At 63.3% G+C, this 12,076-nt stretch carries 11 protein-coding genes; 4 read left to right on the top strand and 7 right to left on the bottom strand.

Features of this window, described 5'->3' with window-relative positions; genetic code table 11:
• Nucleotides 1–532 precede the first annotated feature (532 nt).
• Nucleotides 533–1,543, bottom strand: coding sequence for a LacI family DNA-binding transcriptional regulator (locus PQ627_RS04735; RefSeq protein WP_274258852.1), 1,011 nt, complete (start codon nucleotides 1,541–1,543; stop codon nucleotides 533–535).
• Between the two features lie 126 nt (nucleotides 1,544–1,669).
• On the opposite strand from PQ627_RS04735, the gene PQ627_RS04730 reads away from it, so the two are divergent.
• Nucleotides 1,670–2,917, top strand: a complete 1,248-nt coding sequence (locus tag PQ627_RS04730) for a D-arabinono-1,4-lactone oxidase (RefSeq protein WP_274258850.1) — start codon at nucleotides 1,670–1,672, stop codon at nucleotides 2,915–2,917.
• A 60-nt stretch (nucleotides 2,918–2,977) separates the two neighbouring features.
• Here the strand turns inward: PQ627_RS04730 and PQ627_RS04725 are convergent, their stop codons facing one another.
• From PQ627_RS04725 to PQ627_RS04710, 4 genes are read right to left on the bottom strand one after another with little or no spacing between them, the layout of a single operon-like run.
• Entirely contained in the window at nucleotides 2,978–4,735 is a 1,758-nt protein-coding gene (locus tag PQ627_RS04725) for an acetyl/propionyl/methylcrotonyl-CoA carboxylase subunit alpha (protein ID WP_274259002.1), read from the bottom strand.
• A gap of 8 nt (nucleotides 4,736–4,743) precedes the next feature.
• The gene (locus PQ627_RS04720) at nucleotides 4,744–6,390 is read right to left on the bottom strand and encodes a 5-oxoprolinase/urea amidolyase family protein (RefSeq protein ID WP_274258848.1); all 1,647 of its coding nucleotides are present in this window, start codon (nucleotides 6,388–6,390) and stop codon (nucleotides 4,744–4,746) included.
• A gap of 6 nt (nucleotides 6,391–6,396) precedes the next feature.
• A complete protein-coding gene (locus PQ627_RS04715) occupies nucleotides 6,397–7,746 on the bottom strand; it encodes an MFS transporter (protein WP_274258846.1) in 1,350 nt (449 codons plus the stop codon).
• A 50-nt stretch (nucleotides 7,747–7,796) separates the two neighbouring features.
• Nucleotides 7,797–8,555, bottom strand: a complete 759-nt coding sequence (locus PQ627_RS04710; RefSeq protein ID WP_274258845.1) for a LamB/YcsF family protein — start codon at nucleotides 8,553–8,555, stop codon at nucleotides 7,797–7,799.
• Between the two features lie 109 nt (nucleotides 8,556–8,664).
• On the opposite strand from PQ627_RS04710, the gene PQ627_RS04705 reads away from it, so the two are divergent.
• Nucleotides 8,665–9,363 (top strand): GntR family transcriptional regulator, encoded by a 699-nt coding sequence (locus PQ627_RS04705; protein ID WP_274258843.1) that lies wholly within the window; start codon nucleotides 8,665–8,667, stop codon nucleotides 9,361–9,363.
• Here PQ627_RS04705 and PQ627_RS04700 read toward each other — a convergent pair whose 3' ends face one another.
• On the bottom strand, nucleotides 9,364–10,092 hold the full coding sequence (locus tag PQ627_RS04700) for a LysR family transcriptional regulator substrate-binding protein (RefSeq protein ID WP_274258841.1): 729 nt from the start codon (nucleotides 10,090–10,092) through the stop codon (nucleotides 9,364–9,366).
• A gap of 33 nt (nucleotides 10,093–10,125) precedes the next feature.
• Between PQ627_RS04700 and PQ627_RS04695 the strand changes: the two genes are divergently transcribed.
• Complete coding sequence (locus PQ627_RS04695) at nucleotides 10,126–10,575, top strand: DUF5997 family protein (protein ID WP_274258839.1); 450 nt, start codon at nucleotides 10,126–10,128, stop codon at nucleotides 10,573–10,575.
• 49 nt (nucleotides 10,576–10,624) lie between these two features.
• On the opposite strand, the gene PQ627_RS04690 is transcribed toward PQ627_RS04695, so the two are convergent.
• Nucleotides 10,625–11,005 carry a VOC family protein gene (locus tag PQ627_RS04690; RefSeq protein ID WP_274258837.1) on the bottom strand — a complete coding sequence of 127 codons (381 nt, stop codon included), beginning with the start codon at nucleotides 11,003–11,005 and terminating at the stop codon, nucleotides 10,625–10,627.
• A 518-nt stretch (nucleotides 11,006–11,523) separates the two neighbouring features.
• Between PQ627_RS04690 and PQ627_RS04685 the strand changes: the two genes are divergently transcribed.
• A complete protein-coding gene (locus PQ627_RS04685) occupies nucleotides 11,524–12,075 on the top strand; it encodes a hypothetical protein (protein ID WP_274258835.1) in 552 nt (183 codons plus the stop codon).
• Nucleotide 12,076 lies beyond the last annotated feature (1 nt).

Here is a 12,076-nt window from a genome sequence, read left to right as displayed (position 1 = left end):
GGCGCGCCCAGCCTGCCCGGCCGTCCGACACCGTTCCCAACGTAAGGAACTAGGTTGCAGTAAGCCTCCCCTCATCGTGCATTTCTCCGTGCGGGGTATTCGTACATCCCGCCGAGGTGGAACGGATCTACTTATCGCTGTCTGGGGACTGCCGAATTTCTTTGAGTCCGGAACGCAACGTAGCGAAGATCAGGATGGCCATAGCCGCTGCGGTGAACCAGAGACCGATTGATCCCTGAATAGCGAGAATCACGGAGATAATCAGGATTACTGACCCAACGACAAGCAGTCCCCAGCGTCCTGCATTCATCATTCCCCCGTTCTGTGGCTGGTGGATGGTGCCTTTGTCGAACATAACACTCAGGGCTGTCGACAGGCGCCTGTAAGGTGATCCCCTACCGTGTGCGGCACTGCTAGGTCTGCAGACGTCCGCTAAAGAAGTACACCCCTGAGCCCGTGGCCTTTGGTCGTTTCGATGACACCCTGAGAACCTGCGCTTCAACCAGCGTCGCGGTTCCCTCGTCCGGACACGTCAGCTGACCGCCGTCGTCGTTCCGCGCAGCTGCAGTTTCCACGGCGAGGCGACCCGGACGCCCTCTGCAGGGGCGATTCCCTCGAGCCGGTCCAGCAGCATCCTCACCACCTGCTCGAAGATCGGCTCCGGTCCCACTGTTGTCAGGGCGGGATCGTATTCCTGCCCCTCGGTGGAATTCCCCACACCGACGATCTGGACATCCTCGGGCACGCGAAGCCCCAAGCGGAAGGCGGCCCGGATGGCCTGCAGTGCCTCCATGTCGTCGGTGCAGAGGATGGCGGTGGGGCGGTCCGAAAGTTGCAGCAACTCGAGGGCCGCCTGGTACGCCATGGCGGGGCGGTGCTTCGATGTCCGGACAAGGGACTCATCCAGGGGGATACCCGCCGCCTCCAGCCCTTGCACGTAGCAAGCGAACCGGCTCGCAGGCCGTCCCTCCGGATCGGCCCTGCGAATGCACGCAATCCGACGGTGCGAAGCGGTCAGGAAGGCCATCCCCTCAGCCAGTCCAACCTCCGGTTCGGGAGCCAGAACGTCGAAACCATTGGGTTTCATGGTCCCCGAGATGACCACCTGGGCGACACCGCGGCGGGCCAGCTCGGTGACCGTTTCGTCCTCCGATTTCGCCTCGGGAAAGTAGCCAATAATGACGCCGTCGGCCCCACCTGACATCATGAACCTACGCCAGTCTTCGCCCAAGAGGATCACCGGCTGATAGCCATGCTCGGGAAGGATGTTCGCCGCCGTAGTAGCCAACGCCCGGTCCCAGGGCCATTCCAAATTTCCGATAGCGACGGCGACGACGTCGGTTCTGCCCCGGCGCATCCCACGTGCGGCCTGGTTGGGCACGTAGCCCAGCTCCTTCACGGCAGACAACACCCGGTCCTGGGTCGGCTGACTGATCCGCGTGGTCCCACCGTGACGACCCGACAGCACGTACGAGACAGTGGTCAAGGAAACGCCCGCAGCGGTTGCGACATCCCGGATAGTGGGTTTGGGTCCTTTGCTCACGGGAGGCTCCTGACAGACGGCGGTCCTTGAACTCTACATTCCCGGACCGGACTGCCCTTGACGCAATTAGTTAAGAACGTGAACAATTAAAGATGTCGGCATGGATCAAAAGGGAAGAATCTTTCAATGAAGAACTGGGCAGGAAACCTCGAGTATTCGTCCGCAGAAGTGCAGCGGCCCACCTCAGTGGAAGAGCTGCGGGAGCTCGTGGCCAAGGCGACTCATATCAAAGCCCTCGGCTCCCGGCACTCCTTCAACACTGTTGCCGACACCCCGGGCACCCACCTTCTCTTGGATGCACTCCCCCAGGAAGTTGTCCTTAACAGGGATAAAGGCACCGTCAAGGTCAACGGCAGCATTAGTTACGGGGCCCTGGGCCGGGCATTGGAGGAGCAGGGTTACGCCATCCACAACCTCGCGTCCCTTCCGCACATCTCCGTGGTGGGTGCCATCCAAACAGGCACCCACGGCAGTGGGGTCAACAACCCCTCCCTGGCGGCCGCCGTCGTGGGTATCGACCTGGTGCGCGCCTCAGGTGACCTGGTCACCCTCACGGCCGACGACGACGAATTCCTCGCCAGCGTGGTTGGCGTGGGAGCCCTGGGCATCGTCACTGGGCTGGAGCTCGCGGTCCGTCCGAGCTACGAGGTCCGGCAGCGCGTGCTCACCAATCTCTCGTGGAACGGCGCTCTGGCGAACTTCCAGGCCATCGCGTCCAGTGCCTACAGCGTCAGTTTCTTCACGAACTATACGGGCGACACCATCCCCCAGGTCTGGCTCAAAGCACTTGATACCGAGGCCGCCTTGCCTGACCTTTTCGGTGCCACCCCGGCCACTGCGGCCATGCATCCTTTGCCGGATATGTCAGCCGAGAACTGCACCGAGCAATTGGACGTCGCCGGCAAATGGTTGGATCGCCTGCCGCACTTCCGTCACGAATTCACTCCCAGTAACGGGGAAGAACTCCAAAGCGAATTCCTGCTGCCACTGGACCAGGCGCCGGCAGCTTTGTCCGCCGTTCGTGACCTCGCGCACAAGCTGGCACCGCTGCTGTTTATCTCGGAGATCCGCACGATTGCCGCCGATGAGTTCTGGTTGAGCCCGTTCTACAAGCAGCAAAGCGTGGCCCTGCACTTCACCTGGAAGCCGATGCAGGCGGAGGTAGAAGCCATCCTTCCCGAGCTGGAGGAAGCATTGCAGCCGTTTGGTTCACGCCCGCACTGGGGCAAGCTGTTCACGCCGGAGCAGTACGACTTTTCCGCACTATACCCACGGTTTGAGGACTTCCGGGCCCTGGCTCAGGCCAACGACCCCACGGGCAAGTTCCGCAACGGGCTGCTGGACAGCGTGTTGGGTGTGACTGTCGCGTCGTAGCTCGTGGCGTGGCCGCTGTTGCGTTGTTGGCCAACGACGCAACAGCGGGCCGGCAACGGGCTACTCGATGTGGGCCAGCACTGCGCCGGCCGTGACAACTCCCCCGGGCGCGGAAAGTACTTCCGAGAGCGTGCCGGTGCGGTGTGCCGGGACCTGGGTTTCCATCTTCATGGCCTCCAGGACAACCAAGGGGTCCCCGGCAGCCACGGCGGCACCAGGTTCCACGAGCCACTTCACCACGGTGCCGGACATGCTGGAGACAAGGGCTGATTCGGCAGGCGCATCACCGGTGACAGAACCCGGCGTATCGGTCAACCCGGCGACGGTCGGAAGACCTTGCCCCGAGCGGGCCCAGCCGTCCAGCAGATCCGCAGGAAGACCCACAGCAAGCCGCTTGCCGTCGACATCCACGGTGATGGTGCGTCGTTCGCCGTCGGGGGCCACCGCGCTGTAGTCGGGGTCGACGGGGATCTGGTCCGCGAAGTCGGTCTCGATCCACCGGGTGTGCACGCGCAGCCCGACCACGGAGGTGAAATCGTCAGCCTCGAGAACTGCGCGGTGGAACGGCAAAACCGTGGCCAGGCCAGAGATGTTGAATTCCTTCAAGGCACGGCGTGCCCGACGAAGGGCCTGCTGCCGGTCAGCCCCTGAGACGATCAGTTTGGCCAACAAGGAATCGAATTGCGGCGGAACTGTCGAACCCGAGCGCACTCCGGTGTCCACGCGGATCCCGGGCCCCGTGGGCACCTCGAAGCCGGAAACCGTGCCCGGCGAGGGCAGGAACCCACGGCCGACATCCTCAGCATTGATCCGGAACTCAAAGGAGTGCCCCTGCGCAACGGGGTCCTCGGTGATGCTCAGTGGCAACCCGGCAGCAACGCGGAACTGTTCCTGCACAAGGTCGATCCCCGCGGTCTCCTCGGTGATCGGGTGCTCCACCTGAAGGCGCGTGTTGACCTCCAGGAAAGCCACGGCTCCGTCAGCGGACACAAGGAACTCCACAGTCCCTGCGCCGTAATAGCCGGCCTCACGAATGATTGCCTTGGCTCCGTCGTAGATCCGCTGGCGCTGCTCGTCGCTGAGGAAGGGTGCCGGAGCTTCCTCAACGAGCTTCTGGTGCCGGCGCTGAAGCGAGCAGTCGCGGGTTCCCACCACAATGACGTTGCCGTGCTTGTCAGCGACGATCTGGGCCTCAACATGCCGCGGGCGGTCGAGATACTGCTCCACGAAGCACTCGCCTCGACCGAAGGCAACTACGGCTTCACGGACTGCGGAGTCAAAGGCTTCTTCGACTTCTGCCAGTTCACGGACCACTTTCAGTCCGCGGCCGCCTCCGCCGAAGGCTGCCTTGATGGCGATCGGGAGTCCGTGCTCCTCGGCGAAAGCGCGTGCTTCTGCGGCAGAGGACACGGGCCCGTCGCTGCCGGCAACCAGGGGCGCCCCGGCACGCACCGCGATTTCCCGGGCGGTGATCTTGTTGCCCAACTGGCGGATCGACTCCGGCGAGGGACCGATCCACTCAAGTCCGGCGTCGAGCACTGCCTGGGCGAAATCTGCATTCTCGGAGAGGAATCCGTAACCGGGGTGGACGGCGTCCGCGCCGGAACGGGCAGCCACGGAGAGCAGCTTTTCGATATTCAGGTACGTGTCAGCGGGGCTGTTTCCGCCCAGGCTGTACGCTTCAGCTGCGGCGCCGACGTGCATGGCATCGGCATCAATGTCGGCGTAGACGGCGACGGAGGCGATACCGGCGTCGTCACAGGCTCGGGCGACGCGGACAGCGATTTCGCCGCGGTTCGCGATCAGGACCTTGCGCATCAAAATACTCACTTCTCTGGGTTCTTGCTGAAGTCTGGGGTGTCGGAGACGAGCCGGAAACGGATCCGGCCGCCGATGGGCACTTGCGCCGCCAGGTCCAGGTGTTCGTCGCGAACCACGCCGATCACTGGATAACCACCTGTGATGGGATGGTCGGCCAGGAAAAGCACGGGCAGTCCCGCGGGCGGGATCTGGAGGGCGCCGGCCATGGTTCCTTCGCTGGGCAACTCGCCCTCGCGGGTGCGCTTGAGCGGAGTGCCGTCCAAGCGCATCCCCACCCGGTTCGACTGCGGGGTGACCAGCCAGTCCTGGCCCGTCAGGGACTCGAGGGCAGTTTGGTCGAACCAGTCGGCGCGCGGGCCCGGAACGACGTCGAGAACGGTAACGCCGTCACCGGGAAAGTCCGGTTGCAGCTCAGGGTTGCCGACGGCGGTTGACTCGGTTGAGTGCCCGGCAGGGAGTTCCTGGCCGACAACCAACGGCGCCGGACCGATGCCGGACATCGTATCCGCCGATCGGCTTCCAAGAACCTCGGGCACATCCACTCCGCCGCGTATTGCCAGATAGTTCCGGAACCCCGCTTCGGGAGCGCCCACAGTAAGGACTTCGCCGTCGAGCAGCGCGAAAGGTGCGGCCACCGGGACGGTCCGTAGGGCACCCGGCTGGACGTCGCCGTCGTCGTCGGATTCAACCCACGACGGCGACTGAACGGTCAGCGTTGTCGGCGCACCGGTCACGGCAAGAACTTGGTCTCCGACAGCTTCCACCGTCAGCCCGCCGTTGACGGACTCAATGGCCGCGGCTGACGGGGCGTTGCCCACCAGGCGGTTGGCCCTGCGCAGCGAAGCCCTGTCCAAGGCGCCCGCAGCGGAAACACCGAGGGGGCCGTAGCCGCGCCGGCCCAGGTCCTGGATAAGGCTCTGAGCACCGGGGTTGAGAATCCGAAGACCAGGACCGGTGTGGTGTTCCGAGTCGGCCGCGGAGTCGTGGGTCGCGGTCGTCACGATCTCGCGGACGGCCCGGTACTGCACGCGGTCTCCGGGCCGAACAAGCGCCGGCTGGGGACGGTCCAGGTCCCACATGTGGGCCCCTGTCCTGCCTATCAACTGCCATCCACCGGGCGAACGTCGGGGGTAGACGGCGGAGTATTGACCGCCGAGGGCCACGGATCCCGCGGGAACCGCCGTCCGTGGGGATGAGCGGCGCGGAACCGTAAGGACCTCGTTTTCGCCCACCATGTACCCGAAGCCAGGCGCGAAGCCAGCGAAGGCCACCGTCCAGATCTGTCCTGTGTGCGCCGCAACCACACCATCGATGCTCAGTCCGGTCAGTTCCGCGACGTCGGCGAGGTCCTCGCCGTCGTACACGGTGTCAATGACCACCAAGCCGGAATCAGTGACTTCCGGAGCGTTGAGCTCCAGCTGCAGGAGCCGTGCACCGATGGCGCGGGTTGCGGACGCCGACTCGCCGACCACCATGACCGTTTCCGCCGCGGCCAGGACGTCCACCTGCCCCGGCAACGGGGATTTGTACAGCATGTCCTGCAAAGCAAGCACGTCCTGCAGGCCATCCAGCTCGGCCAAGACAGCCCGTGTACCAACTGGCCTGACGGAGCGGACCTTTTTTGCAGTGGTGGTGTGCATTGCGGTTTCCATCTTTGACTAAGCCGCTGGCTGGGTGTTGGCGGTCTGCAGCAAACGCTCTTCTTCTTCCGGCTGGGGATCGCGACCCATGAGCATGCCGACAATGGTGACGATGGCTGCAGCCAGGAGGTAGAGGGCAATCAGGTACCAGCCGTGGTTGGCTGCACCATAGAGCGCGGTGAAGATGATGGGTGCCACTGCTCCACCGATCACGCCTGCCAAGGTGTAAGCCAGCGAACTGCCGGCGTAACGGAGCCTGGCCGGGAACTGCTCAGTGATGAAAGCTGCCTGGGGTCCGTACATGAAGGCATGCAGGGCCAGGCCAATCACGGTGCCGATGGTGAGCATGAGAACCGACTTGCCCTGGATCATCAGGAAGAACAGCGGGATGTAGGCAGCTGTAGCTGCTGCGGCGATGCCGTAGACCCAGCGACGGTTGAACCGGTCGGTCAACGCGCCGGCAGCTGGAATCAATACCAGTTGGAAAGCTGAACCGATCAGGATCGCGGACAGGACGTTTCCGGTGGTCATCCCCAGTTCCTTGGTGGCGTAAACGGCCACGAATACCGTGAACAGCGCGTAGAGGATGTCGGGGCAAACACGGGAGAGGGCTGCAGCGACCAGAGCCTTGGGCTGCTGGGTGAAGACTTCCTTGATGGGCGCCTTGGGACGATCGCCCTGGGCCTGAATGGCCTTGAAGACGGGCGTTTCCTCAAGCTTGAGGCGGATGAGCAGGCCGAAGACCACGAGGAGGGCGGAGGCAAGGAACGCTACGCGCCAACCCCAGGAGAGGAAGGCTTCGTTGCTGAGCGATGCGGCCAGCACGGCAAGCACACCGTTGGCCATGAGGTTGCCCGCGGGCGGACCGATCTGGGCGGCGGATGACCAGAAGCCGCGCTTGTTGGGGTCGCCGAATTCGCTGGACAGCAGAACTGCGCCGCCCCATTCACCGCCGACACCGATACCTTGGGCGAGCCGCAAAAGCACCAGGATGGTGGGTGCCGCGACGCCAATCACTGAGTAATCCGGCAACGCACCAATCAGCACTGTTGCCACGCCGATCAGCACCAAGGTGAAGACGAGGACGTATTTGCGGCCGATCTTGTCGCCGAGGCGGCCGAAGATGATGCCACCAATCGGGCGGGCCAGGTAGCCGACCGCGAATGCCGAGAAGGAAAGCAGCAGAGCAACGAATTCGTCATTGCCCGGGAAGAAGATCTTGGGGAATACCAGAGCCGAAGCTACCGAATAGATCGCAAAGTCGTAGTATTCCAGCGACGTGCCGGTGAGGCTGGCGATGTAGGCCTTGAGTGCGCCGGGCGGTGGCTTCCTCGTCACTGCCTTCGCTGCGTTGTTGGTGCTGGTCATGATGCCCTCCGGGGGGATGAGGTGTGGTGCGGAGTCCAAGTGGGAGTGGGTTAGAGGAACGAGCCGATGGTTACACCGGCATCGCCCAATGCGGACTTCACTGCGGCAGCCATTGCAACTGCGCCGGGTGAGTCACCGTGCACGCAGATGCTCTCTGCGTTGATTTTGAGGATGGAACCGTCGATTGCCTTGACGGATTGTTCGGTGGCCATCCGCAGGACATGTTCGGCCACTTCGGCGGGATCGTGCAGGACGGCGCCGGGCTGGGAGCGCGGGACGAGCGTTCCTTCCGGGGTATAGGCGCGGTCAGCGAACGCTTCGGAAATGCCGCGAAGGCCCGCTTCCTCTGCCAGACGCAGGACTTCAGAGCCGGGCAGGCCGAGGATCGGAAGGTTGGCGTCCACCGATTTCACGGCATCAACCACAGCTCGTGCCTGGGCCGTGTGCTTGACGATAGCGTTGTACAGGCCGCCGTGGGGTTTCACGTACTGCACCCGGGCGCCGGAAAGAGCTGCCAGAGCCTGCAGCGCACCGATTTGGTACACCACGTCGTCGGCCAACTCCACGGGGTCCATATCCATGAAGCGACGGCCGAATCCCGCGAGATCGCGGTACCCGACGTGGGCACCAATAACGACGCCGGCCTGGACCGCCTTCGCGCACGTGCTGCGGATAACGCTGGGGTCACCGGCGTGGAATCCACAAGCCACGTTGGCACTGGAGACGGATTGGAACATGGCAGCATCGTCGCCAAGTGTCCAGCGTCCGAATGACTCTCCGACGTCGCTATTCAGGTCGATTGTTGCCATGGTGTGATCCCTGCCTCGTGATGCGCGTTACATCCAGCATGCACCAAATCGCTGGATTGTTCAACAATCCGGCGATCCATATTTTCGGCGATCGTGTAATTTTGTGGTTATGGCCGGAGCAGATCAGGAATCAAACGAACATCCCGGCCTGGACGGTGCCCGCGCACGCATGCGGCTCAGGGTTCCTTCAGTGGCCGAACGCGTAGCCGAGGAACTCCGTTACCAATTGGCAGAGGGCTTCCTTGTACCCGGCGCCAAACTCACCGAGGCCACCATCGCCGAGGATCTTGGCGTTTCCCGGAACACCGTCAGGGAAGCCTTTGCCGAGCTCGCCGCCGAACGCCTCCTGCTCCGCCAGCCGAACAAAGGTGTGTTCGTAGCCACCCTCGAGGCAGGTGACATCCACGATGTCTACACCGTCCGTCGCGCCATCGAGGTCAGCTCCATCCGTGCGGGAGGTTCGCCGGAGCGCATAGCCGCCGTCAGGGCCGCCGTCGACGAGGGAAAACGCGCCGCAGCGGCTGACGACAACGAAGGACTGGGCAGCGCGAACCAGCATTTCCACGGGGCAATCGTGGCTTTGGCGGAGAGCAACCGCCTGAACACGATCATGGCCCAGATCCTGGCTGAGATGAGGCTTTACTTCCACAAAGCCACCGTCAACGCACACTTCTACAGCGACTGGCTCGCGGAAAATGAGCAGATCTGCGCAGCGCTGGAGGCCGGCGAACTGGAACGCGCGGGCGACCTGCTCCTTGCCTATCTCAACCGTTCAGAGCAGCAGCAGGCCGCAATCCACGGCGAATAGTCAGCGCTTGCCCTTTTTCCGCGAACCGCGGCCGCGTCCTTTGTCCGGGTTCGGTGCGTAGCGCTGGGCAACTGCGGGCTTTTTCGCACCCGATGAGCCCCGGCGATCCGGCTTTGGCGCCTTCTTGGGCTTCTCCTGCTTGGCGGACGGTTGGCGGGAACTCTGCGCGGTCCGGCCACGCACAATTCCAATGAATTCCTCGACCACCGGGCTGTCCGTCCCAACAAGCCATGCCAGACCGATCTGCGTTCCGGGAGCACCGGTGAGACGCCGCATCACTGTGTCTTTGGCGTTCAGATGCCGAGCGACGGACATGGGCATGATCACCAGACCGGCGCCGGAAGCAACCACTTGGAGGGCCATGGCCGGGCCACCCATTTCCCCAACGTCAAGGAAGTTCTCCTCGGCCAGGTCCTCCAGCGCCACTTCCTCGAAAACGGAAATCTCGTGGCCTTTGGGCGCCACCACTACGGGTTGCTCTTCATACAAAGGGATGACGTTCAGGCCGTCCCGGTCCACGGGCAACCGAACAAAACTGAGGTCCGCGGAACCGTCGCGCAACACCGAAAGCTGCGAGTCGTCGTCGGACATAAAGGAGTGCAGAGGAACATCCGGCATCCGCTCTTCCCAGCGGCGGATCCACTTTCCAGGAGTCACGCCGGCGACGTACGCAAAGCAAAGCGCGGGTTGGGACTCGGGAGTTTCCGTGGATTCTTCAGCATCTGGCACACACTCACAGTACCGGCCAGATACCCTTGAAGCATGACGTCCTCGAACTCCCAGTCCATGAAGCCGGCAACGGTCGCCAAGAAACTCGGCATCTATCTGCCCGCGACACCCCAGGAGTTCCAGGATTCGTCCATCTCCCGCGAGGAATTCAACGAACTCCAGGCCAACCCGCCGGAATGGCTGGCCGAATTGCGCCGTAACGGCCCGCACCCGCGCCCGGTCGTGGCGCAGAAACTCAACATCTCCATCAGCGGTTTGGCCCGCGGCGGCGTACAGGAAGCACTCACGACGGCGGAAATCACCGAACTGCTTCAGACTCCCCCGCAGTGGCTGGTCACCGAACGCGCCACCCACGCTGCTGTCCGCTCCGAGGCCCAGCGCGTGAAGGAAGAGGCCCACAAAAAGGCCGCGACGAAGGAAGCCCGGGAGAACGCCGCGGCCAAACGTGAAGCTCCCAGGGGAACCAAGCGCGACCGCGCCTAAGGTTTGATCATGTATGGCCGGGACCTGTGTCCCGGCCATAGCTGTTTAACTAGTCCTGGTGCAGTTGGACGTAGTTGCCGCAACCGTCGTCGAAAACTGCGCTGATGCCCGACGGATCCTCCGCCGGCTCGCCCTTGAACTTCACGCCCGCAGCCAGCAAGCGCTCGTATTCGGCCTGGACGTCGGGAACGCCGAGGACCACCGCGGGCATCCCAGCCTGATAAACGGCGTTCATGTAATTCGCGCCGATGGGGTTGTCGCTGGGCTCCAGGAGCAGCCCGGTGGCGTTCTCACCGGCGCCGGGATCCTTAATGATGAAGAGGTTGTACTCAGGCATCGCCATCAAGGTCTCGAAGCCCAACGTTTCCGTATAGAACGCGTGGGCTATTGCCGGGTCCTTGACGTGGATGCTGCACATTTTCAGTCTCATGGCCCAAGGCTACGCCCCGGGTGCGACAGGAAGACCCCTCGCCTCCACGGGACGGCGGCCGCGGTCATGCATCCGCGGCCGCCGCCAACCCGTTAGGGTTCGATTCGCCAGAACGTGCGGACGATCTCCCACGCAAAGCGCGTCAGATTGACCAGCAGGTTCAGGCAGCCCCAGGGCTCGGGACGTTGCCGCCGTCGAGACATGGTGCACCCCCTCCCTTGGATGGGGTGCGACCGCGGTTGGCGTGCTTGCACGCCGTCCGCGAAGGGGCATACTCTTGAAGTGTGAGAGTCAAGGGTATGTCCTTGAAATCGCACCAAAGAGCGCATCGCGCTGAACAAAGACCCGATTGCACTCGGGTCTTTTGTTTTTAACGATGCAGCAGACTCTTGCCTGCTGACATCGAGTCTACCGAGAGTTCACTACCTGATTTGCCGGGGACACAAACCATCCTCGCCTCCACGCATCCCCCGGCGCATACTGGTTTCAAAGCAGCGAATTCGCCTGGAGGTGGTCCGATGCCCGCCATGATGCTCCTGTGGGGCGTTGCCTTGGTTCTCGCAACCGCGGCAACAACATACGTCTTGCGCAGAAAACTCACCCACGGCCGCGGGCCTGAGCCGGACACGGTCTTCTGGGATCTCTTCGCCGGATTAACGGTGATTGCACCCGCCATTTTGGTTCCCACAGTGCAGTGGCCACCCGCTGGATTGGTGTTGCTCATCCTGGCAGGAACGACGGCGGCCGGGACCTTGGGTGCCATCCGGAAAGTCGAGCGCGTGCACGCTGCCGAGCCCCGGCGTCGTGCTGGTTATGCCGACGACGCCGCGCGGCACCAACGCATCCTGGCCCAATGGCGGCGTTACGAACTGGATCCGGCGCAGACCATCGATTTTCCGGCCATGACTGACGTGCGGACCCAGGAAACGGCTGCGCTGACGAGGGCCATGCGGGAGGCCGAGTACTGCAAGGTGACCGCCGGGACCGACTACCGGGCTGCCGTCGAACGCCTCGCCCAAGCGTTAACCGAAGCGGAGCGGGCAGCGGGCGTCCCGACAGCTACATTGTGAG

Source organism: Paenarthrobacter sp. AB444, from assembly GCF_028736865.1.
In the GTDB taxonomy this organism is placed as follows: domain Bacteria; phylum Actinomycetota; class Actinomycetes; order Actinomycetales; family Micrococcaceae; genus Arthrobacter; species Arthrobacter nicotinovorans_B.
The sequence above is the reverse complement of the archived record's forward strand: the minus strand, read 5'-3'. Positions and strand labels throughout refer to the sequence as shown.

Coding starts and splice junctions, on each gene's coding strand:
- PQ627_RS04695 (WP_274258839.1), top strand. CDS start 10,126: ATGACGTCCTCGAACTCCCAGTCCATGAAGCCGGCAACGGTCGCCAAG.
- PQ627_RS04705 (WP_274258843.1), top strand. CDS start 8,665: ATGGCCGGAGCAGATCAGGAATCAAACGAACATCCCGGCCTGGACGGT.
- PQ627_RS04730 (WP_274258850.1), top strand. CDS start 1,670: ATGAAGAACTGGGCAGGAAACCTCGAGTATTCGTCCGCAGAAGTGCAG.
- PQ627_RS04725 (WP_274259002.1), bottom strand. CDS start 4,735: ATGCGCAAGGTCCTGATCGCGAACCGCGGCGAAATCGCTGTCCGCGTC.
- PQ627_RS04685 (WP_274258835.1), top strand. CDS start 11,524: ATGCCCGCCATGATGCTCCTGTGGGGCGTTGCCTTGGTTCTCGCAACC.
- PQ627_RS04720 (WP_274258848.1), bottom strand. CDS start 6,390: ATGGAAACCGCAATGCACACCACCACTGCAAAAAAGGTCCGCTCCGTC.
- PQ627_RS04715 (WP_274258846.1), bottom strand. CDS start 7,746: ATGACCAGCACCAACAACGCAGCGAAGGCAGTGACGAGGAAGCCACCG.
- PQ627_RS04690 (WP_274258837.1), bottom strand. CDS start 11,005: ATGAGACTGAAAATGTGCAGCATCCACGTCAAGGACCCGGCAATAGCC.
- PQ627_RS04710 (WP_274258845.1), bottom strand. CDS start 8,555: ATGGCAACAATCGACCTGAATAGCGACGTCGGAGAGTCATTCGGACGC.